We start from the raw sequence: 15,818 nt of genomic DNA on the forward strand, positions 1-15,818 counted from the left end.
ATGGTACAATATGAGTACCTATAATTGGCAAACAAAGGAGAGTTACTTATGGCTTCTGTATATAAAGACCTGTTGAAACGAAGAATTGAAGCGGCCAGGGGATCATTCCCTGCGACTTGGTTCTTAAACACTGCCGTATTGTCGACGTGTATACCCAGTCTATACGGGAAGGGGACATTGCTGTCATAGACGGCGTCCTCGCCGGTATCGGCGGTTCGTACGAAGGGCGGCGCGTCGTCGATGCCGGAGGGCGGTATGCCGCGCCGGGCCTCATCGACAGCCATATCCACATCGAGTCGTCCTACGTCAGTCCGGAAGAATTCGGCCGCCTCGTCGTTCCCCTGGGGACGACGACGATTATTGCCGACCCTCATGAAATCGCCAATGTCTGCGGACTGGCCGGATTGAAGTATATGGCCGAAGCGGCGGAGCAGACTGTTCTGGATATTCAGTTCATGGCTCCATCCTGCGTGCCGGCGACATCCTTCGACCACAGCGGCGCCGTCATCGGCGCGGAAGAGCTGGCCCGGGCTCTGCAGGACAGTTACATATTGGGCGTAGGGGAATTTATGAACTATCCCGGCGTCGCGGCAGCCCAGGACGACGTGCTGGATAAGTTAGCGGCGGCCCATGAAGCAGGCAAGATCGTCGACGGTCACAGTCCGGGCCTCCATGGCGGCGGGCTGCAGGCTTACGCCGCTGCCGGAATTCGGACGGACCATGAATGCTCCACTGCCGAGGAAGCGCTGGAGCGAATTTCCCTCGGCATGTACGTCCTCCTGCGAAACGGTTCGGCCTGCCGCGATTTGCCGAATCTCATCGGCGCCGTCACGCCGCAGAACCTGCGCCGGTTCCTGCTGTGTTCCGACGATCTGCATTTGAAAACGATATTTTCCAAGGGCCATTTGAACGAGCACCTGCGGCTGTGCGTGCGGCACAGCATTTCGCCGGAAGGAGCCGTCACGATGGCGACGCTCAACGCTGCCGAATGCTACGGCTTGTCGGACCGCGGCGCTCTGGCGCCGGGAAAACGGGCCAACGGGCCGACGTCGTCTTGTTTGATGATTTGCAGGAGTTTTCCGTTTGGAAGACCTTTATTGCCGGCGAGGAGGTTGCGTCCGAAGGGGCGTATATTCCGCCTTTTACGCAGGCTGACACCAGTGCTGTCCGTCACACTGTGCATCTGGCCGGTTTTTCTGCCGACAAGCTGCGCATGGCCCTGCGCTCGCCGTCGGTCCATACGATAGATATTATCCCCGGCAGCGTCGTGACTCGCAAAGGGACGGCGACAGTAGCCGTCGATGAAAGGGGCGATTTCGTATATGATGCCGCCGCTGATATCGTCAAGGTCGCCGTCGTCGAACGCCATCACGGCACGGGCAATGTCGGCCTCGGCCTGCTGCGGGGCTACGGGCTGACGAAGGGGGCCGTGGCCGTATCCATTGCCCACGATTCTCACAACATCATCGTCGCCGGCGCGAACAACGGCGACATGGCGGCGGCCGTCGAAGCCGTCGCGGCCCAGGAAGGAGGCATTGCCGTCGTGCTGGACGGAGCCGTCATCGCCTCTATGCCCCTACCCATTGCCGGCCTCATGAGCAATCGGGACGGCCATTGGGTAGAAGAGCAGGCCGAAGAAATCTACGCAGCCGGCCACGAAGCGCTGGGCATCCACGAGGATGTGGACGTCGTCATGACCTTGTGCTTTATGTCCCTGCCGGTTATCCCGCAGATTAAGCTTTTAGATACGGGCTTGTTCGATGTAGACGCCTTTGATTTTATGAATATTGAAGCTGACTAAAGGGCAGCAGGAAGGCAGGGAATATGATTATCAGCGTCAGCCGGCGGACTGATATACCGGCCTATTATTCTCCTTGGTTTTGGAACCGCCTCCGGGACGGCTATGTACTGGTGCGACAGCCTGTGAATGAACGGCGCGTCAGCCGCATTGTCCTGCATCCCGACGTCGTCGACGGCTTTGTCTTCTGGACGAAGAACCCTGCACCTATGCTGCCGATGCTGGGCGAGTTGGAAGCGTACGCCTATTATTTCCAGTACACCTTGACGGCATATGGCCGCGATGTGGAACCGGGTATTCCGTCGAAGCGGGAGTGTCTTATTCCTGCTTTTCAAGAGCTGTCGCGCCGCATCGGGCCGGAGCGGGTCATTTGGCGGTACGATCCTGTATTTCTCAGTTCTAAATATACGGAAGCGTATCATGTACGGTATTTTGCCGAGCTGGCAGCGCAGCTGGCGCCGTATACGAGGCGGTGCGTCCTTAGCTTCCTTGATTACTATCCCCAGATCAGCCGTCCTATGGCAGCTCTGGGTCTAAAGCCCTTTCCGGCTGCGCAGAAACGGCGGCTGGCCTGTGCCTTGGCGGCGATTTGCCGGGCACACGGCCTGCAGATGGAAACGTGTGCCGAAGAACTGGACCTGGCTGAATACGGAATTTCTCATGGTCGCTGCATCGACAAGACCTTGTTTGAACAGCTTTTGAAACAGCCCTTGCTGGTCAAGCGAGATGCGAACCAGCGGCCGGCCTGCGGCTGTGCGGAAAGTATCGACATCGGTGCCTACCGTACATGCCGAGGCGGCTGCCGGTACTGCTATGCCGGCGGCGCAAATCGAGAAGTCAGCAGAATCCATGACCCGGCGTCGCCTTTGTTGGGCGGGTATGTGCGGCCTGAGGACGAGGTGTATGACCGGCATATAACGTCATGCCGGTCGCCTCAGATGGTACTGGAATTTTGATTGCTTTGTAATGCTGTGGGATATAACAAAAAAATGGATTCAGCGCGAGGAGCTGAATCCATTTTTTTGTTGCTTATTTATCGAATTTTTTGCCTGTCAGCATTTCATAGGCTTCTTCGTATTTTTCAATCGTCTTGTCGATGACGTCCTGCGGCAGGAGGAAATCGCTGTCCGGGTTGGCTTTGAGCCAGTCGCGGACGAACTGCTTGTCATAGGACGGCTGGGACTGGCCGGGCTTGTAGCCTTCGAGGGGCCAGAAGCGGGAGCTGTCCGGCGTGAGCATTTCGTCGCCTAATACGATTTTGCCTTCTTCGTCGAGGCCGAATTCAAACTTCGTATCGGCAATGATGATGCCGCGGGACAAGGCGTAATCGGCGCATTTCTTGTACAGGGCGAGGGTGTAGTCGCGGATTTTTTCGGCGTATTCCATGCCCTTGCCGGGGAAGGTCTTGTCGAGGACGGCTGCGCCCTGTTCGAGGGAGACGTTTTCGTCGTGGTCGCCTAATTCGGCTTTCGTGCTCGGCGTGAAGATCGGTTCGGGAAGCTTCTGCGATTCCTGCAGGCCTTCGGGAAGCTGAATGCCGCAGATCGTGCCGTTTTCCTTATAGCTTTCCCAGCCGCTGCCGGTGATGTAGCCGCGGACGATGCATTCCATGGGGATCATGGTCAGCTTTTTGCATTTCATGCTGTTGCCGAGGAACTGTTCCTGCTGGAAGAATTCGGGCATGTCGGCGTTGTCGACGGAGATCATGTGGTTCGGAATAATATCTTTCGTCAAATCAAACCAGAATTTGGACATCTGCGTGAGGATCGCGCCTTTTTTCGTAATCTGGTTTTTCAGGATGTGGTCGAATGCGGAAATGCGGTCGGTCGCAACCATGATGATGCTGTCGCCGGCATCGTATACTTCGCGGACTTTACCTGATTTGAACGGTTTGTATTCTTTCATGTTCTGGCCTCCAATATATTTAAAACTATATCCATGATGAATGTACTTATCATATCACAAAATGTAAGACGATGGAATAGGATTGCTCGTTTTTGACCGAAATAACCAGCCGGCGGCGGAGAATGACGGAGAAATATTAAAATATGAGATCCTTTATGAGACGAAGATTAGAAGGAGCTTAAACCTGATGACGGCGGCAGGAACGGCCGATGCAGACCGAGAAGTGAAGAAGAAATACCTGAATGAGGAGGTCTGTATATGAAGAAAGTGCTCATAGGAGTCTGCCTGCTGGCGGCTTTATTCATTTTGCAGGGGGCGCTGCCGGATTGGCTGGAAGAACCAGCAGCTATGCCGGCTGTAGAAGCGCCTCAGCCCCAGTCGGCCTACGTCTACGTCAGCGGCGCTGTGCGCAAGCCTGGGCTATACGCCTTTGACGAAACGGTGCGCGTCGGCGAAGCCGTCCATGCCGCCGGAGGCGTCTTGCCTTATGCTGATGCGGCGGCTGTCAACTTTGCCGATGAAGCGGCTGACGGCATGCATATTCATATCCCGTACGACTTGAACGGCGCGCCGTCTGTCGGAGAGGCAGACGACGGCCGTATCAATATCAACGAAGCCGACGAGGAAAAGCTGGGCGAGCTGCCGGGCATCGGGCCGGCTATGGCCCGGAAGATTATTGCTTATCGGGACGAGCACGGCTTGTTTTCCAGCATAGAGGAACTGCAGAAGGTCAAGGGCATCGGACCGGCGAAATATAAAGAGCTGCAGGATAAGGTGACGATATGATGTACCGGGGGCTGGGGGCTGTGTCGGCCTTCTGCATCGGCATCGCAGCGGCAGATTATTTGGGGGTATCCTTGACGGAATGGGCTGCCGCCTGTCTTGCCGCCGTCCTCTTAGCCGCGGCGGCGAGAAAAACGCGCTGGGCCTGGCCTCTGATTTTGCTGTTCTGCCTGCTAGCCGGCGGCGCGCGGCTGCAGCTGGCAGCGGAGCAGTACGACGGGCTGCCTCATTATGTCGGCGGAGCCGACATCTATATGGAAGGGACGCTCCGGGAAAAAGGCAGTATGTACGAAACCGACGGCAAGGCGATGGCTCGCTATGTCGTCGATATGGAGCGTTTCGCCTATGCCGGCGAAGGCACGTTCCGGGAAGGAGCGGGCGCAGTGTATGTGTCGGCGCCGGCTGATCCGTCCTTTCAGCCTTCGGCCCGCGTCGCCTTCCGCGGCGTCCTGCGGCCCATTCGGTATTATAAAAACGGCGGAGCCTACGATGCACAGCACCGCGACAAGGAAAAAGGCATTTTCTTAAAAGGCTACGGCGACGATGGCGGCCTGACCTTGCTTCAGCCGGCGCAGGGATGGCGTCATACCTTGGCGAATCTGCGCGAAACCATGACGGACCGCTTCCGCGCCATATTGGGAACGGACGGGGCGCACATCCTGAGCAGCCTGCTCTTCGGCGGCCATTACGACGAGCTGCCGCCGGAGCTGATTGAGAGCTTCAGCGTGACGGGATTGATTCATATCCTGTCGGTGTCGGGGTCGCACATCGCCTTGCTCCTGTCGGTCGTGCAGATTTTAGGCCGGGCAGCCGGGCTGCGGGGAAAATGGCAGTTCCTTCTGTCGGCGGGCTTCGTCCTTTTATACGGAGCGATGGCCGAATTCGTCGCGCCCGTCGTCCGGGCGTCCATCATGGGGCTGATTTGTTCCTTCAGCCTGTGGGCCCGGCGGGACTACGCGAGCGTGCAGGCTTTGGCGGCGGCAGTGCTGCTCATGCTGCTGTACAGCCCGTATTTGTTCTATGATTTGAGCTTCCGCCTGTCCTGCGGCGCGTCGGCGGGCATCGTCCTCCTCAGCGGCAAGGTGCGGCCGTGGTTTTCCGCCTTGCCGGCGCTGCTGCGCGACGGCCTGTCCGTATGCCTGTGCGCCCAAGTCTTGCTGCTGCCCCTGCTGTTCGCCAATTTCCATGCCTTTCCCGTTTATTCCTTTGCAGCCAATCTCCTCGTCGCTCCTGTATTGGATCTGGTCATCGTCCTGGGGCTGACTGCCGCCGTTCTCGGCTTTCTCTGCGAGCCCGTCGCCCATATGGTCCTGCACGGCGTGTCGCCCCTTCTGGCCCTGGCCGTGAAGGGAAATTATTTTCTGGCCGCCTTGCCGCACAGCCGTTTCTGGGCCGGAGCCATGTCTCTGCCGGCTGTCGCCGCCTGGTATACGGCCCTTGCCGCCGTTTTCGTCTGGCCTAGGCAGCGGCGTATCTTGCTAATTTTGGCAGCCGTCGCCGGTCTCGGTTCCTGGGGCTGGGCGCAGCTGCACCGGCCTGAGGCGGTCGTCCACGTTTTCGATTTGGGACAAGATAAGGCGACGTGCGTCGTCTATGATGATGATTCTGCCTATCTGTGGTATAATAAAAGTTCCTGGGCGAACCCTGAGCAGGCGGCCTATACGCTGACGCCGGCATTGCGGTACGAAGGCGTATTCCGTCTGACCGGCTGTACTGTCGCCGGCCACGAGCCGGAGAAAACGGCGGCCCAGATAGAGGCCAATTTTACCTTGGACAGGCCGTGCCGCTTGGCTGACGACGCCAGACCCATCGCTGTTGCAGGAGGGGCGATTTCCTATTACCTGTACGACGGCCTGCCGCAGAAACGGCTTCCCGACGGTGCTTGTATCGAGCTGCGCCAGCTGCCGCCGTACGATGAGAAGACCTTTCCCAGCCGGGCTGCGGCGCTGATTTTCTATCGCGGCGGCGGTCATGACGAAAGGTATGACGAATGGACGGAAGGGGCGGCCCTATACGATATCCCCTGGTTTTCGCCGGCTCGCGACGGCCAGATTACGGGAACCTATCGAAAGGGCGAGTGGACTTTTACGGCCCGGGGCGGAGAGTAAACGATGAAACCAATAGCAGTGATATATGGAACAGAAGAATATTTGATGGAGCAGGCCCGGCGGCGTTTCGTTGCCGACTGCCAACAGCGGGCCGGCGGCGACGCGGCGGTGCGGCAGTTCAAAAAGGACGCCCCTGCGGCGTCGGTCGTCGAGGCCTTTGAAGGGACGAGCCTGTTCGGCGGCGGCAGCGTCGTCGTATGGACCGAGTGCCCCTTCCTGCCGATAAAGCGCGGCGGCCGGTCGCGCAGCAAGCTGTCCAAGGAAGAGATGTGGTTTTTGGAAAAGCTGCGGACCCTGTCCGATGAAAACGGCGTCCTGTTTTATACCAAGGGAAACATAGACACGGGCTGCGCCTTTTTCAAGGAGCTGCGCCCTATGGCCGACGTCGTCGCAGGTGAGGCCGTGACGGAGAAAAACGTCATGCCCTACGTCTGCGATTTCCTGGAAGGCCGTGGGAAGAAGCTGACCTTGCGGGCCGAGCAGTACCTGCGCGGATTGTTTCAGACCTGGGGCGAGATTTCCCTCCTGTACGTCTTTTCCGAGCTGGAAAAGCTGTGCATTTCCCTGGATGACAGCCGGCGCAGCGTCGATGAAGCCGACGTAGCGGACTTGTTCGCCGGGACGATGGAGAAAAACTTGTTTACCTTTATGGACTATTTCCTGCGCCGCGACGGCCGGCACGTCGTGCCTTTTTTGGAAGGGCTGTTCTCGCGGCAGGACTTGTTCCTGAAGAACGTGGGCTATATGATATCCCGCCTGCGCCTGCTTCTGGCATATAAGGAATTGAAAGAAGCCGGCATGGGCCAGCGCCAGTGCGAATCCATCATGACGCAGATCAATAAGGGCAGAAGTGTAAAATATGTGTTATATCACTTGCAAAAAGCCGCGCCCTATTGGACAATAAGAGAGTTACAGGAATTGATTACCAATATATTTACATTACAGCGCAATATTCGCAGAGGCACGGCGGCGATAGACGACATCGGGCCGCTGATCTGCCTGTATTGCCGAACTAAAGGCAGGGTTTAACGTTGGATGATGAAGAAAAGAAGGCGCGCAAAGAGCGCATGAAGGACTATCGCCGCCGCTATCGGGAAAAGCACGGCATCGTCGAGAAACGGCGGCCGTGGAAGAAGGCAATCGGCGCCGTCGCCGCTCTTTGCATCCTGGCCTTCGCCGGATTTTTGGCCGCCCAGAGCGCGGCAGCGGACCGGGTGACCCTCGACGGCCAGCCCGTGCGGGACTGGACGGAGGAACAGGCGCGCCAGTATGTAGAAGATAAGGAAGGGGAGCTCAAGGGCCGGACGATTCGCCTGACCGGCGAAGACATAGACGAGACGATCGACTTCGACGACTTGGAGCTGCAATTCGACAAGGAAAAAATCTTTAATGACGTGTATCTCGTCGGCCGCCGCGGCACGCCGTGGCAGCGCCTGAACGACGTCGTCGCGACGCTGCGGTTCGGGAAAGACGTGCCCCTGTCCCTCAAGGTAGACGAAGGAAAGCTGGACGAACGAATTCAGCAGATCCACGATGTCTATGACAAGGCGCCGGAAAACGCCTGTGCCGTGCCCAACAGCGACAACAAGACCGTGTCCATCCACAAGGAAAAGGATCGCATCGTCCTCGATGATGCCGGGCTGAAACAGCAGATTTACGACCAGCTGGACCGCGGCGTTACGGAGGACATGGAAGCGCCAGTCCAGTCGCGGGAGGAAGCGGCCGTTAAGGAAGGGGATTTAAAGGATATCGACACAGTGTTGTCCTATTATACGACCCACTTTGACGACTCCAACAAGGATCGGAATGAAAATATCGCCATTGCCCAGAAGCGGCTCAATCATGCTCTCGTACCGGCCCAAAAGGATTTCTCCTTCAACGGCTACGTTGGCACGCGGACCCGCGACAAGGGATACAAGGACGCGCCGGTATACTTTGACAACAAGCTCGTCCCCGATGCCGGCGGCGGCGTCTGCCAGGTCAGCACGACTCTGTTCAATGCCGTCCTGCGGGCCGGCTTGTTCATCGCCGGCCGGGCGCCCCATTTTGCCCCGGCTGCTTACGTGCCCGTCGGCATGGACGCGACTGTAGCCGACAATTCGCTGGATTTCGCTTTTACCAATCCCTTCCAGCATCCCGTGTATATTTACACCGTTGCCGGCGCCAATACGGTGACGACGTACATCCTGGGCAACCACGCTGATACGTGTACGACGACCTTCCAGACGATTCACTTGCAGAACCTGCCCCACAAGGTCATCCGTAAGCACAACGACGCCGTTACTTCCGACGTCTGCGAGCAGGTCGGCTACGACGGCCACGATATCGTCATCCGCCGCACCGTCAACTATACGGACGGCGACAAATACACCGATACGATAGAATCACATTACGCGCCGAACGATGAGATCATCGTCACCAATGGGCCGGCGTCGGAAACGGTCGTCCAGACGTCGGACCTGCAGCCTCAGGACGTGCTCATCAACGCGCCTCACGATATGTTTGCCTTTTAGCCGGCTGCCTGCCGGCAGGGCTGACCCCGATATTTCTGAAAGGATATACGATTGATGAAAGTATGGCATATTGTCCCTAAGCAAGAGCTACTCATATCCCTCGACGCGGATCATACGGTATGCGTCGAAGAAATCTGTGTTTCGCCGGCCGAACATGCCTGGCAGGTCCGTACCCAGTCGGACCGGGCCGTGGCGGATATGACGCTGCTGCGGCGCAAGGTATGCAGCCGCCTGGATTTAACCGGGAAGGTAGACGTCGTGCACCAGGTCATGGCGATTCACCACGGCGGCGACCTGCCCTTAGCGGCGGCTGGCGACGACGAAGGACTGCGCAGCGTAGCCAATGTCTATACGGACGATCTGGACGGTTACGATATTCCTCATGAGGACTGCTACGACAGCCTGTATGAAGAAGACGCCGAGCTGTTTGACGAAGACTATAAAAAGGCCTGCAAGGCCGCCTGCGACGGCGGAAGCTCCCGCAGCTCGTCGGCTCCGGCAGGAGGGGGAGCCAGCGCATCCGCCGACGGCGGCAACAGCCGCGTCTGGTACGGCAAGGCCTTTGGCGGCGACGTGACGCCTATTACGGAAATCCTCGGCGAAGAACGAAATAACGTCATCATCAAGGGGAAAATCGTCAAGCTTGAATTCCGCGAGCTGAAATCGAAGCGCATCCTCTTGTCCTTCCAGATTGCCGACTCGACGAACGGCATCTCGGCCCGTCAGTTTTTGACTGTCGGAAACGGCGGCGGCAAGTTCCGTCAGAAAAACGCCATGTCTGCCGACGAGTACGCGACCTTTTCCCAGCGCATGAAGGTAGGGGCCTACGTCCGCATGCGCGGCGACGTCGTATACGATACGTACGTCAACGACTACGTTTTCAACGCCAACGACATCATGGCCGACGACGAAGGCGTTACGGTCGAACGGGAAGACAACAATCCGACGCCGCGCGTCGAGCTCCACCTCCATACGGTCATGAGCGACATGGACGCCTTGATTACGGTCAAGCAGCTCATTAAGACTATCAAAAAATGGGGCCACCCGGCCATCGCCGTCACAGACCACGGCGTCGTCCAGTCCTTCCCGCTCCTGCAGGAGCTGTCGACGGATAAGACGAACAATATCAAGGTCATTTACGGTATGGAAGGATACCTGTTCGACGAAAAAATTGACCAGTCCTACCACATCATCATCTTGGCGAAGAATCAGGTCGGCATCCGCAACCTGTACAAGCTGGTCAGTATTTCCCATTTGAAATACATCTACCGCGGCCGTCCCCGTATTCCCCGGGCCGTCCTGAACGAGTACCGCGAAGGGCTCATCCTCGGCTCGGCCTGCGAAGCCGGCGAGTTGGTCCGTTCTATGGTGCAGAAAAAGCTGCCCTATGAAGAACTGAAGAAAATTGCCGATTACTACGACTATTTGGAAATCCAGCCTTTGACGAACAACAGCTTCCTCGTCCGCGAGGGCTACGTGCCTGACGACGAAGGCCTGCGGGACATCAACCGCACGATCCTGCGCATCGGCGACGAGCTGGGCAAGATGACTGTCGCGACGTGCGACGCCCACTTCCTCAACCCGGAAGACAAGATATACCGGGAAATCCTCATGACCGGCAAGGGCTTTAAGGACGCCCAGTTCCAGCCCGACCTGTACCTGCGCACGACCGACGAAATGCTGGAAGAATTCGCTTACCTCGGCGAAGAACGGGCTCGCGAAGTCGTCATTACCAATCCCAACAAGGTCAATGAAATGATTGAAGACGTGCGCCCCGTGCCGAAGGAAACGCTGTACTTCCCGCAGATTGCCGGCTCGTCGGAGGCCCTGAAGAACATGTGCTATGAAAAGGCCCATAAGATTTACGGCGATCCCTTGCCGCAAATCGTCGAGGACCGGCTCATCGAAGAATTTACGTCTATCCTGGGCCACGGCTTCGGCGTGCTCTATTACATCGCCCATAAGCTCGTTAAGCATTCCAATGACGACGGCTACCTCGTAGGCTCCCGTGGGTCCGTCGGCTCGTCCTTCGTGGCGACCATGTCCGACATTACGGAAGTCAATCCCTTGCCGCCTCATTACGTTTGCCCGAACTGCCAGTGGAGCGAGTTCTTTACGAAGGGGGAAGTCGGCGGCGGCTTCGACCTGCCCGATAAGAAATGCCCGAAGTGCGGCGCAGAGCTGCATAAGGACGGCCACAACATCCCCTTCGCGATTTTCCTGGGCTTCGACGGCGACAAGGTACCCGATATCGACTTGAATTTCTCTGGCGAATACCATCCGAAGGCCCATAAATACACGGAAGAACTGTTCGGCAAGGACAATGTATTCCGCGCCGGCACCATCGGCGCCGTCAAGGATAAGACGGCCTACGGCTACGTCATGAAATGGGCCGCCGCCCGGGGCATGCAGGTCAACGACGCCTACGTCAACAGCCTGGTCAGCGGCTGCACCGGCGTCAAGAGTACGACGGGCCAGCATCCCGGCGGGGTCATGGTTATCCCCCGCGACATGGACGTCCATCACTTTACGCCTGTCCAGTACCCGGCTAACAAGAAGGACAGCGGCATCATTACGACCCACTTCGACTATCACTCCATCGAAGGCCGTCTGGTAAAACTGGATATACTCGGCCATGATGATCCGACGGTTATCCGCATGCTCGAAGACATGACCGGCGTCGACGCCAAGACCATTCCCTTCGACGACCCGGCGACGATGAGCCTGTTCAGCACGCCCAAGGCCTTAGGCGTGACGGAAGAAGAGCTGGGCTCCAAAGTCGGCAGCCTGGGCATTCCCGAATTCGGCACATCCTTCGTCCGCAAGATGCTCGTCGACACCAAGCCCAAGACCTTCTCGGAATTGGTGCGCATATCCGGCTTTTCCCACGGTACGGACGTATGGCTGAACAACGCCCAGGACCTCATCACGTCCGGTACGGTGCAGCTGAAGGAAGCCATTTCCACCCGTGACGACATCATGAACTATCTCATTCAGCACGGCATCAAGCCCAAGACGAGCTTTAAGGTCATGGAAAACGTCCGTAAGGGCAAGGGCATCGACAAGCTCAACAAGCTGGGCCAGAAGACGTCCAATTACGAAGAAGAACTCAAGGAAGGCCACATTCCCCAGTGGTTTATTGATTCGTGCCACAAAATCGGCTACCTCTTCCCGAGAGCCCACGCCGTAGCCTACGTCATGATGGCCTTCCGCATCGCCTGGTTTAAAATCAATTACCCCTTGGCCTATTACGCGGCCTTCTTTACGATCCGCGCCAAGGCCTTCAAGCTGTCGGCTATGATACACGGCCTGGAAGGGCAGCGGCAGGCCATGAAGGACATTCTGGCCAAGGGCAAGAGCGCTACGAAAATCGACATGGACTTGTATTCGTCCCTGGAGCTGGCCGTAGAAATGAGCCTGCGGGGCTACTCCTTTATGAACGTCGATATCAGCCGCTCCGACGCCACGCGCTTTACCATCTGCGAAGGCAAGATCCTGCCGCCCTTTACGGCCATCGACGGCCTGGGCGTCAGCGTAGCCGAGCAGATCGTATCGGCCCGCAGCGAAGCGCCCTTCAGCTCCAAGGCCGACCTTAAGATCCGCGGCAAGGTGCCCCAGCCGGCGCTGGAGCTCATGGCCGAAGAAGGCTGCCTGGGCGACCTTCCCGAAGACGAGCAGATTGATTTGTTCGCCATGTAAGGTTTTTCTCGACATTCTGCCCAAACTGTTTTATAATTAAGTGTGAGTTTTATACGCTAAAGGATAAAAGCAGAGAAGGAGATGACCTGCCCATGAGCGCCAATGAAAAGTTGAAGGATTATCTTCACGACCAGCTGTTTTCGGCGATATTGCAGCTGAAAAATTTAGACGAATGCTACGAATTTTTTGAAGATATATGCACGGTGCAGGAAATGAAGGCTATTGCGGCCCGCCTCGAAGTCGCCCGCATGCTCAAGGCCGGCGATATTTACGAAGACATCGTCAAGAAGACCGGCGCCAGCACGGCGACGATCAGCCGCATCAAGCGCTGCCTCATGTACGGCAGCGGCGGCTATGAAAAAATCCTGACCCGCATGGCCGAGCACGACCCGGAATTTTTAAAGACGACGTCCAACCGAAAGCATGGTCACGGGCAGGACGCATAATACGATACATCAGAAAGGCTCCCGTTTGGGCGGGAGCTTTTTCTATGGAAAGGATGAATGACGAATGAAAGCGAAGATCAACGTCACGGTCTTTCAAAACGGTGACGTCGACATATTGCAGGCCTCGGTGTACGAGGAGCTGTGGAAGGACTACAAGGCCTTTAAAGAACGAGCACGGCGGCATCACGAAAAAGACTCGGCGAAAGGAGATTTCTTTGCCAGACGGTACGAACGGGCCGCCTTGCTGACGCTCTTTACTTTTTTGGAAGGCGTCGTCGACAGGTGGCTCAAGGAGGCGGCCGCAGCGGCGGGCGCCGAACCGGTCGGACTGCCGAAGTTGAGCGATAAATGCCGGTACCTGACGCAGCTGGCCTGCCTGCCGCCCTTTCGCGGCATTACTTACGATGCGGCCCGTCTCCTGACCTTTACAGGACGATATGAGCAGGCCGATTTGGCCCTGCTGGAGCATGTCGACGGCAGCCTCCTGCAGACGATAGAAGACGCAGTAGACGAGTACATGACCTTCATCGAACGAGTGACAGGCTTCACTCGCTTCCCGCACTTGAACGCTGGCACGGCCGCTATTATGGAAACCATCGGTTCGTGGAGGCAGTAGGGGCGGAGCAAGGATCCTAGAGAAAAGGATAAAAACTTTCTGAACGGCAAAAGCAACAAACAAATCGGCATAGATAAAGCAGGTTGAAGATGAATTTTCAGCCTGCTTTTTTTGTACGCCTTTGATGGTAATTATCTTTTGTTCGCCCTAGTCAAGAAATGATGGGGATTTGTCCATTAGATGGATAAAGGAAGAAGCGATAGATGCAAGTCGTATGCATATTACTTCTACGTTGAAGAAAGCAGACTATACTGTCCCAGGAGATATATTGTGGAGTATATCTGTTGTCATGACATAAATTACCTGATTTCTCGCTTTAACAAGGTAAAGAAATGTGCGGTTTATTTGGGGCGAATTTACAATACAAGTGCAACACCTATAAAAAATGACACATAGGTTTCTGATATAATAATGCTACCAAACAAAATCTATATCTCGGAGGAAACCTATGTGCCACTATCATCATCTTACTCTATCTGAACGAGAAAATCTACTCTTTTTTCGCGCGCAGTCCTATTCTATCTCTCGAATTGCGGCGGCCCTCGGCCGAGATAAATCCACGATCTCACGGGAACTACGCAGAAATACAGTGAACGGCAAGTATCTGCCCATCACCGCACAACAACAGTATGCCCGCCGCCGTAAGGCATGCAAGCCTCACAAGCGGTTAGAGAATGCCGAGCTATTCGCATTGGTTAAAAATCTCTTCCTGGTGCATCATTGGTCCCCAGAAGAAATTGCCGGACGCTTGCAGCTGGAACATCAGAAGGCACTCCTTAGCTATGCAACGATTTACCGCGCCATATATGCCGGTATGTTTGATGAAACGTCGTCCTCCCATGGGTCCCGCGGTGCGGTCCGCCGCTTGCGGCATCATGGAAAATCCCGGCATACCCGGCAATATCAGGAACGACGGGGTTCTATTCCCATCTCTCACGATATTTCGGAACGGCCAGCAGGAGCCGCTAACCGCTCCCGGCGAGGACATTGGGAATGTGATACCATAGCAGGAAAGACAGGAAAAGCCTGTCTGGTTACGTTGGTAGATAGAAAGAGCCGGTATCTGGTAGGAGGCAAAGCAGCCAAAAAGACAGCACAAGCCGTCAATACGGTATTGCTTCAGGTACTGCAAGGGCAACCTGTAAAAAGCCTTACGCCGGACAGAGGAAAAGAGTTCGCCCATCATGCCGCTGTCACGGAGGCCTTGAACGGCGTGCCGTTTTATTTCCCGCCGCCGCATCAGCCCTGGCAGCGGGGAAGCAACGAAAATACCAATGGCCTAGTCCGAGAGTATTTCCCGAAAGGGACGGACATCACACTCGTTCCAGAAGCCTATGTGCAAGCTGTTTTTGCAGAACTAAATCGCCGTCCCCGAAAATGTTTAGGATACAAAACGCCATACGAAGTACATTACTCTAAAAAGTTGCACTTAGCTTGACAATTCGCCGGTGAAAAAACGACGCAAATATGCCCACCCGTGCAATATCATATGGGGTGGATTGAAAATAGATAAAATAATTATAATTACTGAATTTATATTCACACAAATAAAAACAAGAGATAGTGATCTCATCTTACCTAAACTGATTTTACCATTATCTATGATGAGTTTTAATCATAGATAGAATAATGTATTCATAAAAAAATTAAAATATACCGTATTGCATATCATATATTTAATGTATCAGGGGATATTGTAATTTACTATCATATATGATAAACTAAAACTCATAAGAGGAGGTGAGTGACATGATCTCTGGCTGGAACCGTTTGACATACAGGAATACCGTATCAAACCGTATGAATATGAATATTAATACGGGGGGGGGGGTACCGTAGTGATAAGACGTACTCCTCTGTTTCTCATGCCCTTATTGTAACTGACAACATCCGGGGATACGTGTGCCCTGTTATATATAATGTGTTTTTTAGGCAGCATAGGCGTATGCT

At 55.7% G+C, this 15,818-nt stretch carries 12 protein-coding genes; 11 read left to right on the top strand and 1 reads right to left on the bottom strand.

Annotated features, from left to right (window positions below):
* Positions 1–116: 116 nt before the first annotated feature.
* The 3 genes from DKB62_RS12850 to DKB62_RS12305 are packed head-to-tail and all read left to right on the top strand — an operon-like array spanning position 117 to position 2,754.
* Positions 117–1,247: an amidohydrolase family protein gene (locus tag DKB62_RS12850; protein WP_232818844.1), complete on the top strand. Its 1,131-nt coding sequence runs from the start codon at positions 117–119 to the stop codon at positions 1,245–1,247.
* The gene (locus DKB62_RS12855) at positions 1,178–1,801 is read left to right on the top strand and encodes an adenine deaminase C-terminal domain-containing protein (protein ID WP_232818845.1); all 624 of its coding nucleotides are present in this window, start codon (positions 1,178–1,180) and stop codon (positions 1,799–1,801) included. The genes DKB62_RS12850 and DKB62_RS12855 overlap by 70 nt, the downstream gene beginning before the upstream one ends.
* Before the next feature lie 23 nt (positions 1,802–1,824).
* On the top strand, positions 1,825–2,754 hold the full coding sequence (locus DKB62_RS12305) for a DUF1848 domain-containing protein (protein ID WP_107196673.1): 930 nt from the start codon (positions 1,825–1,827) through the stop codon (positions 2,752–2,754).
* A 73-nt stretch (positions 2,755–2,827) separates the two neighbouring features.
* Here the strand turns inward: DKB62_RS12305 and DKB62_RS12310 are convergent, their stop codons facing one another.
* A complete protein-coding gene (locus tag DKB62_RS12310; protein ID WP_107196674.1) occupies positions 2,828–3,703 on the bottom strand; it encodes a phosphoribosylaminoimidazolesuccinocarboxamide synthase in 876 nt (291 codons plus the stop codon).
* Between the two features lie 258 nt (positions 3,704–3,961).
* Here DKB62_RS12310 and DKB62_RS12320 point away from each other — a divergent pair, with 258 nt between their 5' ends.
* From DKB62_RS12320 to DKB62_RS12355, 8 genes are all read left to right on the top strand, one after another.
* A complete protein-coding gene (locus DKB62_RS12320; RefSeq protein ID WP_107196675.1) occupies positions 3,962–4,489 on the top strand; it encodes a ComEA family DNA-binding protein in 528 nt (175 codons plus the stop codon).
* Positions 4,486–6,594 carry a ComEC/Rec2 family competence protein gene (locus DKB62_RS12325; RefSeq protein WP_107196676.1) on the top strand — a complete coding sequence of 703 codons (2,109 nt, stop codon included), beginning with the start codon at positions 4,486–4,488 and terminating at the stop codon, positions 6,592–6,594. Before DKB62_RS12320 ends, DKB62_RS12325 begins: the two co-directional genes overlap by 4 nt.
* A 3-nt stretch (positions 6,595–6,597) precedes the next feature.
* Positions 6,598–7,623 carry a DNA polymerase III subunit delta gene (gene holA, locus DKB62_RS12330; protein ID WP_107196677.1) on the top strand — a complete coding sequence of 342 codons (1,026 nt, stop codon included), beginning with the start codon at positions 6,598–6,600 and terminating at the stop codon, positions 7,621–7,623.
* Positions 7,624–7,625: 2 nt separating this feature from the next.
* The gene (locus tag DKB62_RS12335) at positions 7,626–9,107 is read left to right on the top strand and encodes a VanW family protein (protein WP_232818846.1); all 1,482 of its coding nucleotides are present in this window, start codon (positions 7,626–7,628) and stop codon (positions 9,105–9,107) included.
* A gap of 54 nt (positions 9,108–9,161) precedes the next feature.
* Positions 9,162–12,806: a PolC-type DNA polymerase III gene (locus DKB62_RS12340; RefSeq protein WP_107196678.1), complete on the top strand. Its 3,645-nt coding sequence runs from the start codon at positions 9,162–9,164 to the stop codon at positions 12,804–12,806.
* Positions 12,807–12,898: 92 nt separating this feature from the next.
* A complete protein-coding gene (locus tag DKB62_RS12345) occupies positions 12,899–13,252 on the top strand; it encodes a YerC/YecD family TrpR-related protein (RefSeq protein ID WP_107196679.1) in 354 nt (117 codons plus the stop codon).
* A 64-nt stretch (positions 13,253–13,316) separates the two neighbouring features.
* Positions 13,317–13,868 (top strand): hypothetical protein, encoded by a 552-nt coding sequence (locus DKB62_RS12350; protein WP_107196680.1) that lies wholly within the window; start codon positions 13,317–13,319, stop codon positions 13,866–13,868.
* A gap of 448 nt (positions 13,869–14,316) precedes the next feature.
* A complete protein-coding gene (locus tag DKB62_RS12355) occupies positions 14,317–15,306 on the top strand; it encodes an IS30 family transposase (protein WP_107196804.1) in 990 nt (329 codons plus the stop codon).
* Positions 15,307–15,818: the final 512 nt, after the last annotated feature.

The organism is Megasphaera stantonii (genome assembly GCF_003367905.1).
Classification (GTDB): domain Bacteria; phylum Bacillota; class Negativicutes; order Veillonellales; family Megasphaeraceae; genus Megasphaera; species Megasphaera stantonii.

Bases quoted from the DNA above. Each gene is read 5' to 3' on its own strand.
- DKB62_RS12305 (WP_107196673.1), top strand. From the start codon at position 1,825: ATGATTATCAGCGTCAGCCGGCGGACTGATATACCGGCCTATTATTCT.
- DKB62_RS12310 (WP_107196674.1), bottom strand. From the start codon at position 3,703: ATGAAAGAATACAAACCGTTCAAATCAGGTAAAGTCCGCGAAGTATAC.
- DKB62_RS12320 (WP_107196675.1), top strand. From the start codon at position 3,962: ATGAAGAAAGTGCTCATAGGAGTCTGCCTGCTGGCGGCTTTATTCATT.
- DKB62_RS12325 (WP_107196676.1), top strand. From the start codon at position 4,486: ATGATGTACCGGGGGCTGGGGGCTGTGTCGGCCTTCTGCATCGGCATC.
- holA (WP_107196677.1), top strand. From the start codon at position 6,598: ATGAAACCAATAGCAGTGATATATGGAACAGAAGAATATTTGATGGAG.
- DKB62_RS12340 (WP_107196678.1), top strand. From the start codon at position 9,162: ATGAAAGTATGGCATATTGTCCCTAAGCAAGAGCTACTCATATCCCTC.
- DKB62_RS12345 (WP_107196679.1), top strand. From the start codon at position 12,899: ATGAGCGCCAATGAAAAGTTGAAGGATTATCTTCACGACCAGCTGTTT.
- DKB62_RS12350 (WP_107196680.1), top strand. From the start codon at position 13,317: ATGAAAGCGAAGATCAACGTCACGGTCTTTCAAAACGGTGACGTCGAC.
- DKB62_RS12355 (WP_107196804.1), top strand. From the start codon at position 14,317: ATGTGCCACTATCATCATCTTACTCTATCTGAACGAGAAAATCTACTC.